Source organism: Pseudoalteromonas sp. OFAV1 (assembly GCF_021532595.1).
GTDB lineage: Bacteria > Pseudomonadota > Gammaproteobacteria > Enterobacterales > Alteromonadaceae > Pseudoalteromonas > Pseudoalteromonas lipolytica_C.
Map to the genome: position 1 here is coordinate 26,412 of NZ_JAKGBG010000044.1, position 14,283 is coordinate 40,694.

At 41.3% G+C, this 14,283-nt stretch carries 17 protein-coding genes; 13 read left to right on the forward strand and 4 right to left on the reverse strand.

Annotated features, from left to right (window positions below; genetic code table 11):
- The 4 genes from trpD to trpA are packed head-to-tail and all read left to right on the forward strand — an operon-like array spanning position 1 to position 4,378.
- On the forward strand, positions 1 to 1,020 hold the full coding sequence (gene trpD / locus L1267_RS18790; RefSeq protein WP_235383763.1) for an anthranilate phosphoribosyltransferase: 1,020 nt from the start codon (positions 1 to 3) through the stop codon (positions 1,018 to 1,020).
- Positions 1,013 to 2,377, forward strand: coding sequence for a bifunctional indole-3-glycerol-phosphate synthase TrpC/phosphoribosylanthranilate isomerase TrpF (gene trpCF, locus L1267_RS18795; RefSeq protein ID WP_235383764.1), 1,365 nt, complete (start codon positions 1,013 to 1,015; stop codon positions 2,375 to 2,377). The genes trpD and trpCF overlap by 8 nt, the downstream gene beginning before the upstream one ends.
- A 7-nt stretch (positions 2,378 to 2,384) precedes the next feature.
- Positions 2,385 to 3,569, forward strand: coding sequence for a tryptophan synthase subunit beta (gene trpB, locus L1267_RS18800; RefSeq protein ID WP_135925232.1), 1,185 nt, complete (start codon positions 2,385 to 2,387; stop codon positions 3,567 to 3,569).
- Positions 3,566 to 4,378, forward strand: a complete 813-nt coding sequence (trpA, locus tag L1267_RS18805; RefSeq protein WP_199526206.1) for a tryptophan synthase subunit alpha — start codon at positions 3,566 to 3,568, stop codon at positions 4,376 to 4,378. Before trpB ends, trpA begins: the two co-directional genes overlap by 4 nt.
- A 60-nt stretch (positions 4,379 to 4,438) precedes the next feature.
- Here the strand turns inward: trpA and L1267_RS18810 are convergent, their stop codons facing one another.
- Both L1267_RS18810 and L1267_RS18815 read right to left on the reverse strand, forming a co-directional pair.
- Positions 4,439 to 5,011 (reverse strand): type 1 glutamine amidotransferase domain-containing protein, encoded by a 573-nt coding sequence (locus tag L1267_RS18810; protein ID WP_138557336.1) that lies wholly within the window; start codon positions 5,009 to 5,011, stop codon positions 4,439 to 4,441.
- 136 nt (positions 5,012 to 5,147) lie between these two features.
- The gene (locus L1267_RS18815) at positions 5,148 to 5,417 is read right to left on the reverse strand and encodes an HU family DNA-binding protein (protein WP_138557335.1); all 270 of its coding nucleotides are present in this window, start codon (positions 5,415 to 5,417) and stop codon (positions 5,148 to 5,150) included.
- A 193-nt stretch (positions 5,418 to 5,610) separates the two neighbouring features.
- Between L1267_RS18815 and L1267_RS18820 the strand changes: the two genes are divergently transcribed.
- Together L1267_RS18820 and L1267_RS18825 are read left to right on the forward strand one after the other, a co-directional pair.
- Positions 5,611 to 6,198 (forward strand): inner membrane-spanning protein YciB, encoded by a 588-nt coding sequence (locus L1267_RS18820; protein ID WP_235383765.1) that lies wholly within the window; start codon positions 5,611 to 5,613, stop codon positions 6,196 to 6,198.
- Positions 6,199 to 6,256: 58 nt separating this feature from the next.
- A complete protein-coding gene (locus L1267_RS18825) occupies positions 6,257 to 6,895 on the forward strand; it encodes a CPBP family glutamic-type intramembrane protease (protein ID WP_188730278.1) in 639 nt (212 codons plus the stop codon).
- A gap of 48 nt (positions 6,896 to 6,943) precedes the next feature.
- On the opposite strand, the gene L1267_RS18830 is transcribed toward L1267_RS18825, so the two are convergent.
- Entirely contained in the window at positions 6,944 to 8,368 is a 1,425-nt protein-coding gene (locus L1267_RS18830; RefSeq protein ID WP_235383766.1) for a sodium-dependent transporter, read from the reverse strand.
- Between the two features lie 198 nt (positions 8,369 to 8,566).
- On the opposite strand from L1267_RS18830, the gene L1267_RS18835 reads away from it, so the two are divergent.
- From L1267_RS18835 to L1267_RS18855, 5 genes are all read left to right on the forward strand, one after another.
- Positions 8,567 to 8,866, forward strand: coding sequence for a YciI family protein (locus tag L1267_RS18835; protein WP_135925245.1), 300 nt, complete (start codon positions 8,567 to 8,569; stop codon positions 8,864 to 8,866).
- Between the two features lie 151 nt (positions 8,867 to 9,017).
- On the forward strand, positions 9,018 to 9,269 hold the full coding sequence (locus L1267_RS18840; RefSeq protein ID WP_235383767.1) for a PepSY domain-containing protein: 252 nt from the start codon (positions 9,018 to 9,020) through the stop codon (positions 9,267 to 9,269).
- 2 nt (positions 9,270 to 9,271) lie between these two features.
- The gene (locus tag L1267_RS18845) at positions 9,272 to 9,946 is read left to right on the forward strand and encodes a response regulator transcription factor (RefSeq protein WP_054552907.1); all 675 of its coding nucleotides are present in this window, start codon (positions 9,272 to 9,274) and stop codon (positions 9,944 to 9,946) included.
- Complete coding sequence (locus L1267_RS18850; protein ID WP_135925250.1) at positions 9,940 to 11,277, forward strand: ATP-binding protein; 1,338 nt, start codon at positions 9,940 to 9,942, stop codon at positions 11,275 to 11,277. Before L1267_RS18845 ends, L1267_RS18850 begins: the two co-directional genes overlap by 7 nt.
- Positions 11,264 to 11,683 (forward strand): hypothetical protein, encoded by a 420-nt coding sequence (locus tag L1267_RS18855; RefSeq protein ID WP_138557332.1) that lies wholly within the window; start codon positions 11,264 to 11,266, stop codon positions 11,681 to 11,683. Before L1267_RS18850 ends, L1267_RS18855 begins: the two co-directional genes overlap by 14 nt.
- A gap of 50 nt (positions 11,684 to 11,733) precedes the next feature.
- On the opposite strand, the gene L1267_RS18860 is transcribed toward L1267_RS18855, so the two are convergent.
- Positions 11,734 to 12,771, reverse strand: a complete 1,038-nt coding sequence (locus L1267_RS18860; protein WP_135925254.1) for an AI-2E family transporter — start codon at positions 12,769 to 12,771, stop codon at positions 11,734 to 11,736.
- Positions 12,772 to 12,915: 144 nt separating this feature from the next.
- Here L1267_RS18860 and L1267_RS18865 point away from each other — a divergent pair, with 144 nt between their 5' ends.
- Both L1267_RS18865 and L1267_RS18870 read left to right on the forward strand, forming a co-directional pair.
- Positions 12,916 to 13,509 carry a hypothetical protein gene (locus L1267_RS18865; RefSeq protein WP_135925257.1) on the forward strand — a complete coding sequence of 198 codons (594 nt, stop codon included), beginning with the start codon at positions 12,916 to 12,918 and terminating at the stop codon, positions 13,507 to 13,509.
- Between the two features lie 64 nt (positions 13,510 to 13,573).
- On the forward strand, positions 13,574 to 14,283 hold a 710-nt coding region (locus L1267_RS18870; protein WP_235383768.1), incomplete at its 3' end, for a M14 family metallopeptidase.

The following is a 14,283-nucleotide window of genomic DNA, read 5'->3' on the forward strand; positions in this document are numbered from 1 at the left end:
ATGGAAGCAACAACTCAAACCCAGTTAAACCAATTATTAGCAAAGCAAGATTTATCGTTTTCGCAAGCAACTGCATTGTTTGATGCCATCATGAATGGCCAGCTTAATGATATTGAATTAACTGCTGCACTTATCGCCCTAAAACTAAAAGGCGAAACAAGTGATGAAATCGCCGGTGCGGCAGCATCAATGCGCGCCAATGCAGTGCCATTTAAAACCAGCAAAACCTTGCTTGCTGATAGCTGTGGTACCGGTGGCGATGGCTCAAACACCATTAATATTAGTACTACTGCTGCTATTGTAGCCGCCGCTGCGGGCATCAACATGGTCAAGCATGGTAATCGCAGTGTATCGAGTAATTCTGGCTCAGCGGATTTACTAAAAGCCTTGGGTATCAATATCGATATGAGCCCTGAGCAAGCGGCCTATTGTTTAGAAAATACGGGGTTTGCATTTTTATTCGCACCGCATTATCACAGTGGTGTACGCCATGCGATGGGCGTGCGAACAGCCCTTAAAAGCCGCACAATTTTTAATATTTTAGGGCCGCTGGCAAACCCTGCAGCCCCTGAGGTGCAATTGCTTGGTGTTTATAACCCTTCGCTGTGTTTACCAATGGCCGAAACCTTAAAAACCCTTGGCACAAAACGCGCCATGGTGGTTCACGGTGCAGGCACTGACGAAATTGCCTTGCACGGGACAACCAAAGTGGTTGAGCTAAATAACGGTGAACTGAGCGAATACACGCTAACAGCGAGCGATTTTGGTCTTGCAAACTATTCACTTGAACAACTTGCAGGCCAAGGGCCAGAATATAACGCAAAAGCAAGCTTAGCAATTTTACATGGTCAAGGTGAGATGGCGCATAACGCAGCCATTATAGCCAACGTTGCCGCCCTTCTTTATTTAACCGATAAAGCAAGTGATTTAAAAGCAGCCGCAGATCAAGTAAGCGAATTATTAGCATCAGGCAAAGCGATGGACACATTGAACGCAATTATTGAGGTAAGTCATGGCTAACGTGTTAGACAAAATTGTTGCCGACAAACGCATTGAATTAGAACAAAGAAAAGCACAGCGCCCGCTTGAGTCATTCATTGGCGATGTTGTGCCAACCAAGCGAGACTTTGAAGCGGCGTTAGCAGCAACAGGCACACAATTTATTTTAGAGTGTAAAAAGGCCTCACCGTCAAAAGGGCTTATTCGCGAACCATTCAATTTAGACGAAATTACATCTGTTTATAAAAAGTACGCAACCTGTATGAGCGTACTAACTGACGAAAAATATTTCCAAGGCAGCTATCAGTACCTTGAATACGTGCGCAGCCAAGTGGAGCAGCCACTTATTTGTAAAGACTTCTTTATTGATGAGTACCAAGTTTACTTAGCACGCTTATCTGGTGGTGATGCCATTTTATTAATGCTCTCAGTCCTTGATGACGAGCAATATTTAGCGCTTCACAAAGTGGCTGACTCTTTAAACATGTCGGTACTAACAGAAGTCAGTAATGAGCAAGAAGTAAGTCGTGCACTTGCACTTAATGCCAGCCTAATTGGTATTAATAACCGCGACCTTCGTGATTTAAGTACTGATCTTGCAACAACAGAGCGATTACGCCAGCTTATCCCAAATGACAAAGTGGTTATTTCAGAGTCGGGCATTTATACCCATAAAGATGTAAAACGCCTTGCGCCACTGTGCGATGGCTTTTTAATTGGCAGCTCACTAATGGCTGAGCGCGACTTAGAAGCCGCATGTCGTAAAGTCATTTTAGGTGAAAACAAAGTGTGCGGTTTAACTCGCTCACAAGATGCGATGGCAGCCTATGCCAGTGGTGCTGTGTATGGTGGCTTAATTTTTTATCCTAAATCGCCACGTTATGTCGATATCGACTGCGCCAAGCAAGTTACGCAAAGTGCCCCACTCGCGTATGTAGGTGTGTTTGTCAATGCACCGCTTGAACAAGTGGTCGATTATGCACAAAGCTTGAAACTAGCTGCAGTGCAATTACATGGCGATGAGAATAGCGAATATATTCAAAGCCTCAGAAAGCAATTACCGCTTGGCTGTGAAATTTGGAAAGCCCAAGCCGTTAAAGGTGAATTACCTAAACCGCTTGAAGGGGTTGACCGCCATTTATACGACACTTACAGCAAAAACCAAAAAGGCGGCACAGGCGAAGCATTTGATTGGTCAGTGCTAGAGACGGCAACGGTACCTTTTATGTTAGCCGGGGGTTTAAACCCAGAAAATATTCATGCAGCGCTTTATCGCGGTGCTAATGGCCTTGACCTAAATTCTGGCGTTGAAGCGTCAGCGGGCAAAAAGTGCCAAACAAAATTACAAAATGCGTTTTCGCATATCAGAAATTATTGAGGTTAGAATGCAAAATCCAGCTTATTTCGGTGAATTCGGTGGTATGTTTGTACCACAGCTGCTTGTGCCAGCACTCAAGCAACTAGAAGCAGAGTTTAATAAATCACAAAACGATCCAGCTTTTCAGGCTGAGTTTGAAAAACTATTAAATGAATACGCAGGTCGTCCTACGCCATTAACTCTGACACGTAACTTAGTTAAAAATCCTAAGGTAAAACTGTATTTAAAGCGTGAAGATTTACTCCATGGTGGTGCGCACAAAACCAACCAAGTACTTGGTCAGGCATTGCTCACCAAGCGTATGGGTAAAAAAGAAGTGATTGCAGAAACAGGTGCCGGCCAACACGGTGTTGCAACGGCCCTTGCGTGTGCCCTACTTGGCTTAAAATGCCGTGTTTACATGGGTGCAAAAGACGTTGAACGTCAGCAACCAAACGTATTTCGTATGAAACTAATGGGTGCAGAGGTTATTCCTGTCACAGCAGGCTCTGGTACTTTAAAAGACGCAGTAAACGAAGCACTGCGTGACTGGTCAGCAAATTATAAAGATGCTCACTATTTACTAGGCACTGCAGCAGGCCCTCACCCATTCCCAACCATGGTGCGTGAGTTCCAAAAAATGATTGGTGAAGAAGCAAAACAACAAGTGCTTAAAGCTGAAGGTCGCTTACCGGATGCGGTGCTGGCTTGTGTAGGTGGTGGTTCTAACGCCATTGGTATGTTCACAGACTTTATTGATGAGCCAAGCGTAAAACTAATTGGTGTAGAACCCGCTGGTAAAGGCTTAGATACCCATCAACACGGTGCTACGCTATGTAAAGGCACAAAAGGCATTTTACACGGTACCTATACTTATATTATGCAAAATGACGATGGCCAAATTGAAGAGTCTTATTCTGTATCAGCAGGTCTTGATTACCCAGCTGTAGGCCCACAGCATGCTCATTTGCATGAAACTGGCCGTGCAGAGTACGTTGGTATTAGCGATACTGAAGCGCTTGAAGCGTTCCAACTACTGGCTAAAAACGAAGGGATTATTCCAGCGCTTGAATCAAGCCATGCCCTTGCATACGCCCTTAAATATGCCGAACAACAAACCGAAGACACTATTTTAGTAGTAAACCTAAGTGGCCGAGGCGATAAAGATTTGGCTCACGTACACAGTGTTTTATCAGAAGGAGGCGCGCTATGAGCCAGACCAACCGTTACGGACAAATGTTCGCCACATTAAATGAAACGAATCAAGGTGCCTTTGTACCGTTTGTTACTATTGGTGATCCTAATAAAGCACTCAGTGTAGAAATCATTAAAAGCTTAATTGATGGCGGTGCTGATGCCCTTGAGCTTGGTATTCCGTTTTCAGATCCGATTGCAGATGGCCCGGTGATCCAAGCTGCCAACATTCGCGCGCTTGATGAAAACATTAATACCCAAGATTGCTTTGATATCATCAAACAAGTGCGCCAGTACAATGCCGATATTCCAATTGGCCTGTTATTGTATTCAAACCTTGTGTTTAAGCGTGGCCTTGAAAAGTTCTATCAAGATGCTAAAGAAGCAGGCGTTGATTCAATTTTAGTGGCTGACGTACCGCTGCATGAGTCAAAGCTATTTCGCCAAACAGCAATGAAAAATGGTATTGATCCAATTTTTATTGCAACACCGAATGCAGATGATGACACTCTTCGAGAATGTGCGTCATATGGTCGTGGTTATACATACCTTCTTTCACGCGCAGGTGTAACAGGTACAGAAACCAAAGCACAAATGCCAGCAGATTCATTAGTTAAAAAGCTAAAAGATTACCATGCTGCACCGGCATTATTAGGCTTTGGCGTATCAACACCGGAAGATGTTAAATCAGCACTCGATTCAGGGGCTGCTGGTGCGATTTCAGGCTCTGCGGTTGTTAAAATCATCGAGGCGAACCTTGATGACCAAGCAGCAATGCTAACTGGTTTAAAAGAGTTTGTAGCCAGTATGAAAGCCGCTACAAAGTAAGTTGTTTTATTACTTAAAAAAGGGCCTTAAAGGCCCTTTTATGTATCTACTCATTAATTTTTAATGGTGGCGGTGCACACCCTCTTTAATCTCTTCGATAAACTTACGATTAAAAGCCTCTAAGTCGGCTGGGCTTCGGCTTGTGACTATGCCATCATCAACACACACCTCTTGATCAACCCAATTTGCACCAGCATTGATTAAATCAGTTTTGATACTTGGGTATGACGTCACTTTGCGGTCGCGTAGTTTGTTAATTTCGGCTAGTAACCATGGGCCGTGGCAAATCGCGGCAATAGGTTTGTTTTTGCCTGCACTAAAAAAGCCATCAACAAAGGCTTTAGCTTCACTGTTTTGGCGTAAAGTATCTGGATTAAATAAACCGCCCGGTAGTAATAGAGCATCATATTCACTTGAATCTGTCTCACTGACTATGCGGTCAACGCTTACACGTTTTCCCCATTGATTTTCATCCCAACCAGTAATGTCATCTCTTTCAAGCGAAACAACTTCGACTTCAGCTCCTGCTTCAAGCAACGCACTGCGCGGTGATAGCAGCTCACTCTGCTCAAAACCATTTGTTGCTAATATCGCTACTTTCTTACCGTTTAGTTGGCTATTTAGATTTGACATGCTATCTCCTTATTTGTGAAAACTCACACTAATACAGCAGACACCATGCCAAATATAACCAACTGAAAATATTGCATTTATTGAAAATTCAAAGCGACACACCCTGTAAAAGCTACAAGACCTTTGCAAATCCTGCTTATAGGGCGTCTTTTAGGGCTTTTGCAGGTTTAAAAACAGGTTTGTTGGCGCCTTCAATTTCAATTTCTTCACCAGTTTGCGGGTTGCGCCCTTTTCGTGCAGGGTAATAACTCAAGGCAAACGTACCAAAGCCATTAATTTGCACTTGGTCACCCTCAGAAAGAGACTTTTCGATAGCATTTAACATGCTCGTTAAAGCTGCTTGTGTGTCTTTTTTTGTTAATTCGCTGTAGGCAGCCATTTGAGATACTAGTGCGGCTTTATTCATAAAAATGCTCCAAAATACGCCGCTTAATCATCTGAGGTTAAGCGGAAAAAGATAAGGTAAAACAACCTAAACGCAGGTTTAGGCCAGATTGGCTCGGGAGGCTAAGCTTTCAGGGCAACTAAGTCAACCTTGTATCTTGCGCAATAACTTGATACAACCCAGTATCTTTTTAAATTAGAGCATTTATAAATTTATGCATGCGATTATTGAATACATCCCGCTGATTTTATTTTTTGCGGTTTTCAAGTTAGTTGATATTTATTGGGCAACAGCCTTGCTGATGCTAACCACCTTAATTCAAGTTGCTTATTGTTATTTTAAAGATGGCAAAGTACCAACCCGTCACTGGGTGTTTTTTGCTATAGCGGTGGTATTAGGTACGCTGACCTTAGTATTCCACGACGAGCAGTTTGTAAAATGGAAAGCCACCATTGTTTATGCCATTTTCAGTGTCACTTTGTTAGTAAGCCGCTATGTGCTTGGCAAAAATCTTGTGAAAAAAGCACTTAGCTCAGTTTTAGAAAATGCCTCTGAAAGTAAACAAGAAATTGATGTACCAGAAGCACTATGGAATAAACTTAACCTGTTTTGGGTTGCAGTGACCGCAGGTATCTCTGCGCTAAATATCTACATTGCCTATAACTTCTCGCTCGATTTTTGGGTTAACTTTAAAGTGTTTGGTTTAATGGGTATTACCTTTGTTTGCGTGTTAGCAACGATCATTGCCCTTTTCAAATACTTACCTGAAGATGACGAAAAGAAAGATCCTAAGCGATCTTAATGTCATAAATCTGTCGTCTTAGCTTGTTAGCGTAAATAAAAAACACGCTGAGACGACATTGAACGCTAACCAATACCGCTGGTTTGAATTTACCCTCATATTTGTTTCTTTACCGCTATTAGGCTTTTTTCTGCGTGCCTATCTCGCGAACTGGCTTATTCCTGCACTTATTATTTTAATGACTGTTTGCGGCATGTTGCTGTTATCAGACCCCCATTTTAAGCGTTTTCGTTTAACTAGCCTTGGGCAATTTAGTGCGGTAAAACGTCGCTTATTTAGTTTTTTCTTTTTAGGAGCGCTATTCTCAGGGATGTTTTACGGCATCATGAATCAAGAAAACTGGTTTTCACTGCCAAGAAATTCATTTAACGATTGGCTAATGTTGTTATTGCTCTACCCCATTTTATCGGTGATGCCGCAAGAGCTTATTTTTAGAACCTACTTTTTTCACCGCTATAAACGGATTATGCCAAGTAAAACCGTGCGTATCATCGTCAGTGCATCGGTGTTTGCGTTGGCTCACATTGTCTATGCGAATGTACTCGCAGTACTGCTGGCATTTTTAGGTGGGCTGCTGTTTTCTTACACCTATGCGCAAAGCCGTTCTACCTTCGTGTGTGTTATAGAGCACAGCTTATGGGGGTTATGGATGTTTACGCTTGGCTTAGGTGATGTGCTTGATGCAGGGGCATTCTAGGGCTATAAAAAAGCCGCGCAAGTGCGCGGCTGAGTATTGAGCTGGCTTTTAAAATCCGAAAATACTAAATGCAAAAAACTTTGTTGCGACCGTATTTACAAAGATAAGTAATAAAATTGCCGGAATAAACGTTGATAGCGAAAAGTTCACATACTTCTCTGTAAAACTACCGATATAGCCTTCAGAGCCTTGGCTTAACTCTTCAGAAAGATTCGCTTTTTTCCAACGATACATAACGAATAAACACACCATTAAACCATTAAGAGGTAAAATCGTGTCGTAAAACACATCATAAACAATATCGAATAAGCTCTTATCCGCACCGCCGTAACTAACAAAATTTGTTAATGATTCAACCATACCAAACGACATTGTACACAGCACAGTTAAAACACCGGTTGATAGAGTTAAAATAGCTAACGCTTTTTTACGGCTAATGCCTTTGCGATCACTTAATGAAGCTGTCGGTACCTCAACAATCGATACAAGCGATGTAATTGCAGCAAAAAAGACTAATAAGAAGAATACAAACGCTACAATTGATGCACCCACGTAACCAATATCAGCTTGAAGCGCTAATAAAATTTTCGGTAGGTATACAAAAATCATCGACACTGATGAGTCAGATAACGTACTTGGATCTGTATTCGGGTTAAAACTAAAAATAGCCGGTAGCACCATAAGACCCGCAATAAAGGCAACAAGAGAGTCTGTTACAGCAACCATTTTAGCACTGCCAACTATATCGTCTTTCTTAGAGATATAAGATGCATAGGTCATTAAAATACCCATACCCAGTGACAATGAGAAAAACGCTTGAGCTAATGCACCATTTAAAACGCTCGCATCCATTTTACTGAAATCAGGAACGATGTAGTACTTCACACCTGCCATGGCATTATCCAGTGTTAAAACGTAAACAACCAGCGCAGTGAGTAGTACAAATAAAGCTGGCATCATAAACTTAGCCGCTTTCTCGATACCTTCTTTTACACCACCAACCAGAATCAAGTTAACAATGATTGCAACAACGGCCATATAGCCAAACACTGTGTAGCTATTGATAAAAGTGCCAAAATTATCAGGCTGTGCCAAGGCATCTAGATTACCGAATGCAGTTTGCGATAAATAACCGAAAATCCATACGGTGATCACCATGTAAAAAACGGCAATCATAAACGGCGTTAATACCGCTAAAAAGCCAGCAAAGTTCCATTTTGGATCATTACCCGCTAAGATTTTGTATGAACCAAGCGGATCTTTCTGTGCTTTTCGGCCCATCGCCATTTCGGCCATCATCACAGGCAAACAGATAAAAATCACAAACAGTGCATAAACTAAAAGAAAAGCACCACCACCGTTTTTTGTAGCTGAAACAGGAAAACCTACTAAGTTTCCGATACCTACAGCAGAACCGGCTGCCGCTAAAATAAAACCGAGGCGGGAGCTAAAGTGCTCGCGTTTTTCGCTCATTTAAAAACCTTATTATTATTTTCTCAACCCAGCGACTCTACCAGTGTTACACCGCGTATTTCAAGCTTTATAAGTGAAAGCTATAAGCAAAGCTGTAAAGATTATTTAGCGACTGAACACATATGTATGACACAATAATCTCTCGTCTATTGGTAACAATATGCTACTATTTTCTAAAAATAACATTGAGAACTCACTATGCTGTATATGATTTATTCAACTGATGTTGAAAATAGTTTAGAAGCCCGTAAATCTGCACGCCCAGCTCACTTAGCTCGCCTTCAAGAGTTAGACGATCAAAATCGTTTATTCACAGCAGGCCCTCTTCCTGCAATTGATAGCGAAGACCCAGCTGAGGCTGGTTTTACAGGCTCATTAGTGGTCGCGCAATTTGATTCATTAGAAGCAGCACGCGAATGGGCAGCAAACGACCCTTATATTGCTGCAGGCGTTTATGACAACTCAGTAGTAAAACCATTTAAAAAGGTGTTTGGTTAAAGCCTGAACTCAACTGAATCAATAATTCAGTGTTTGTTCACGGCTTATTAACTAAGATCTGGCTATCAAATTACAGAATTTAACGTAATTACTTGAATTTTAGTTAATTGGTTAATTAAACTAAATGGGTCTGGTTTAGGAGTTCCCCGTCATGCGCACATTATTAGCCTTCAGTTTTAGTCTTTTATTTGCATTATCAAGCTTTCATGCTGATGCCAATAAAAACCAAGCACCTGAGGTGACTAAAAAGCAAGCTGTGATGATTGCCAAAAAGTCTGAAGATGGCCGAACCCTAAAAATCACAGAGCAAGACAAAGTATTTACCGTAAGAATTTTAAAAACGAACGGCCATGTGGTTGACGTCCATGTGAACAAAAAGACTGGCGAAGTGAAAAAGGATTAAGAATGCGAATTTTAGTTATTGAAGATGATTTACACTTAGCAGATAACCTTCGTAATGCTCTAGAAAAAGAGCGTTATAGCGTTGACCTTTGTCACGATGGTGAAGCTGGTTTATTCCACATTACTGAGTACCCGCTTGATATGGCGGTGGTAGATTTAGGCCTTCCAAAAGTAGACGGTATCGAATTAATTACCAAAGCTCGCGCTCAAGGCATTACCATCCCTATTTTGATTTTGACGGCGCGCGACCGTTGGCAAGACAAAGTAGAAGGCCTCGATGCAGGTGCTGATGATTACCTTACAAAACCGTTTCATGTTGAAGAGCTAATTGCCCGCTGTAATGCCCTTATCCGTAGAAGCGCAGGTAAAGCAAACCCAGAGATGACAGCTGGTCCTATCAAAATTCATACTCGCTCACAGCAAGTGTGGGTTAACGATAAAGAACTTAGCTTAACTGCATACGAATACAAAGTATTAGAATACCTCATGGTTAATCCTCAGAAGGTAATTTCTAAATCTGAGCTAACAGAGCACATTTACGATCAAGACTTCGACCTTGATTCAAACGTAATCGAAGTATTCGTATTGCGTTTACGTAAAAAGCTTGACCCTGATGGCACCCTTAACCCAGTTGAAACATTACGCGGCCGTGGTTATAGGCTTAAAAGTCAGTGGTAGCATCACAAATACCGCTTAAAGTAAGGCAAGGATTTATCCTTGTCTTTGTTTTATTAGTAGCCCTACCAATTCTGTTTTTCTCAATTGGTAAGGCTTACTACGCCTCTTTAGTCGAAGCGACCGAAAAAACCCTTGAAGCTCACTTATATTCATTAATCTCTGAAGTCGATTTCACTGAACGCGGCATTGTTATGCCAAGTACCATCTTAACTCCAGAGCTAAATAGATTAAACTCAGATACCTATGCGATGATTTATCGCGGCGACTTACCTGTTTGGTATTCTGAATCAGCCACCAACATCAACTTTATTCCTGATAACTTTGAAGCTCCAGCAGGCTCTGCTGACTTTCGCCGTGTTGAATACAACAATACCGTCTATTGGCAATTAACACTTACCGTTATTTTAGAAAACATTGACCAATCGGAGCATGCCCGTTTTATCTTATTAAAACGTAATGATGCTCTACTTAGGCTGATGGATGGCTTTAAACAAACACTGGTTAATTGGATGTATGTGATGGGTGTGGCCATTGCTGCGCTGATGGCAATTGGTTTTGTGTGGAGTGCAAGACCACTGCAGCGTCTCGATAAAGAAATTAAAGCCATTGAATCGGGCGATAACCAGCAAATAAAAGGTCTTTACCCGGTTGAGTTGCAAACTATTAAAGCCGATTTAAACTTATTGCTTGAATCGCAGCAGCGCCAAAAAGAGCGTTACCGCGCATCATTAAGCGATCTTGCTCATGCATTAAAAACGCCATTGGCAGTGCTTAAGTCAAGCCCATTAGCCAATGATGCTGATGCACAAGAGCAATTGGATCGTATTAATGTGATGATCGAACATCAATTAAAACGTGCCGCTACGGGTGCCTCTGATACATGGAAAAAGCAAACCCATATTAAGCCGGTTATCGAGTCAATTTTAAGTGCAATGAGTAAAGTGTATCGCGATAAAGATATTATTTTCACTTCTGAGGTCAGTGAAAAAGATTATTTTTTAGGTGATAAAACAGATTTAATGGAACTGCTTGGTAATTTAATCGATAATGCTTGTAAAGCTTGCCGTTCGCAGGTCGATATAAAGGTTAAGCAAAATAAGCAATTAACTCTCAGCATTTGTGATGATGGACCAGGTGTCCCAGAGCAAAAACGTGAATCGCTACTAACCCGCGGCACCCGACTCGATACATATGAGAGTGGGCATGGTGTTGGTATGGCCATCGTATCAGATTTAGTAAACTCATATAATGGCACATTGACTATCCGAGATGCAGAAAAACTGGGTGGTGCTGAGTTTATATTAGAGTTTAATTATCATGATAAAAAATAAACAATTCACTATAACACTCACTTTGTGCGCTGCTCTTGTAACACTGGCATCACAGGCTTCACAAGCGCCACATGATTGCCAGTTAGCAAGCAACAATACCGAAGAAACTAAGCGTTATATTCAATGTCTTGACCAAGTGATTAGCGATTTGCAACGCGATCAAAAAATGTGGGTAAATAAACTCACTATGGATATTGAAAAAATCAAAGAAGACACGGGAAATAGTCAATTACTGCCTATCTTTAAAAGAAGCTTAGTGAATCAAGAGCGCTATCTAGAAGACAGCTGTCGTTGGCGATACTTAAATGAAATGCCAAACGCAACCAAGGCAGCCATTACCTATAAGCTTTGTGAAATAAATATCCTTGGTAATCACTTAAATATTCTAAAACAACCTCTTAAATAAAAGGCGCGTTAGCGCCTTATTATTTAAATTTTGCTTAATCTAGCAAATTGCTATTGATCAATTGTTAACTCTTCACCGTTACCAAGTAAAGTTGCAAGCCACCGCCCTTCTTGGCTGGTTTCTAAAGCAATTTTTACTATCATGGTCAGTGGAACTGACAGCAACATACCTACTGTTCCCATCAACCAGCCCCAAAAAATTAACGATAAAAAAACCACCAGCGTTGATAAACCTAAGCCTTTGCCCATGAACTTTGGCTCGACGATATTACCCATCACTGTATTAATCACTAAATAGCCACCTGCAATGATCCCTGCAACTAGCGGCCCTTGCGTTATCAAAGCAAGTAATACAGGAGGTACCGCTGCAATGATAGAACCAATATTAGGAATGTAGTTAAGCATAAAAGCAACAACACCCCACAATACAAAATAATCAACGTCCAGTGCCCAAAGCATAAACCCAGCTAAAAGACCTGTCGCCAAGCTAACCATGGTTTTTATTGCGAGGTAAGAGTTTATTGACCCTAGAAAGCGATCAATTTGTTGCATTTTCATTTCTGGGTCATCGAGTGCTAAATGAATTTTTTTATTCAGCATCGGCCCTTCAAACAGCATAAACACCACGGTTAATATAATTAGGAACAGGTTGGCCATTACTCCCCCTAATCCCGTTAGCATATTTGTTGCAACATCGATCATTTTGCCCGGATCGAATAAAGAAATAATCTGCTCTTTATCAATCAAAATATTATAACTTGCAGCAACATTAACCACCCAAACAAACTCTTCTTTTAGTTGTGTTTTATACTCGGGTAGTTTTTCAGAGAAATCGGTCATCGATTGCCCAACTAAACCGGCAAGGCTAATCCCAACGCCAACAATAATGAGCATTACTAACACCACTGCAACGCCCTTGGGAATTTTATACCCGGCAAAAAAACGTATAAGGGGATTACATATAATGGCAATAAAGGCAGCCAAAACAAAAGGAATAACAATCACACTTGCAGCTTTTATACCTGCTAAAACAATCACTAAAGCCGCAAATATAACTAAACTCTTATTAACACCAGTCAGGCTCGACAAAATAAAATCCTTGTAAACTTTTTCCCATCAGTGTATGTCAAATAAGTAGTAAAAGAAAATCGAAAAACATCTGGCACAATAAATGCTCATAATTCATACAATTTGTGATATTATTGGCCAGTCGTATTGTAAAAGGAGCTAAGGATGGCGCATTTAACAGAACAAGAACTCTCATTTTTTAACCAACTCTTTGAAAATGCAGATGATGGCAGTGATGAAGTCACAAACACCAAAATGTCTGTAAAACTAAACTTACCCGATAAACTCAACGGATTATTAAAGAACGCTAAATTGACCTTACTTGCTGAAGTGGGTGTTTATCAATTATGGTTCCCGCTGGAGTTTGTTAATGATGAAAATGGCCAGGTTATTCCTCTACTCAGTGCTCCTGAGGTTATAGATACGAAAGGCATTGAGCGGAGTTGGCGAGCACCTCATCTAAATCTGCAAACTGACCACTACATTATTCTGTCACTATCAAGTACGGGAGTTTTGTTAAAACCAAAACAAAATAAGCCAGACTTTTCAAAAGAGCTGTTATTAGCATTTGAGCTGCCAAAAAAAGAGCGTATTGTTCTGTCTGCTAAACCTGTTCGTGTTACCAGCAATGGTATTGCAGCAAAAATTATTACGGTACACGAGGGCGAAATTGCTCTTCGTCAATACCTTTTCGAGACTCATAAAAAGCAACATGCCCAGCTATACGAACATGCCAATATAAGCACTGACCTTATCTAGTTGCAGGTAATGCTAAGCTTCGATAAGCTTGGCATTTTGCACCTCAACACAACAAGGTATTTTTATGAGTTACCCAATCGGAACGCCTGGTAAGCCATGGACCGACGCCGACAAAAAAGCGTGGCTTGAATTACAATCAGTAAAACGCAGTTACCGTGAAGATGTTGTCTCACAACTTGATGCTCTGTCTACACTCTTTGAAATTGAGCAGTATGGTGCACTGAGCTATGACAGCGATAAGTATCCTCTTTACATTTTAAAAAGCAAACAATGGCAAGCAGACAAACCAACTGTTTTAGTCACAGGTGGTGTACATGGTTACGAAACAAGCGGTGTGCATGGTGCATTAGCGTTTGCTAAAGACAAGGCCAAAGACTATTTTGCAGAATTTAATATCTTAGTGGCACCGTGTATCAGCCCTTGGGGTTATGAAACAATTAACCGCTGGAACCCTAATGCCACGGATCCAAATCGCTCATTCTATGCAGGTAGTCCAGCTGAAGAGTCTGCCGCAATCATGCAATATTTAGCCGACAACGCTATTGCACCCTATGTGCATATTGACCTTCATGAAACAACTGATACTGACAATAGTGAATTTCGCCCTGCTCTGGCAGCACGTGATGCAACGACTCACGATAACTGGAACATTCCAGACGGCTTTTATCTTGTTGCTGATAGCGAACGTCCGCATGATGCATTTCAAACAGCGATTATAAAATCAGTTGAGAAAGTAACCCACATCGCACCAAGTGATGAGAATAACCAGTTGAT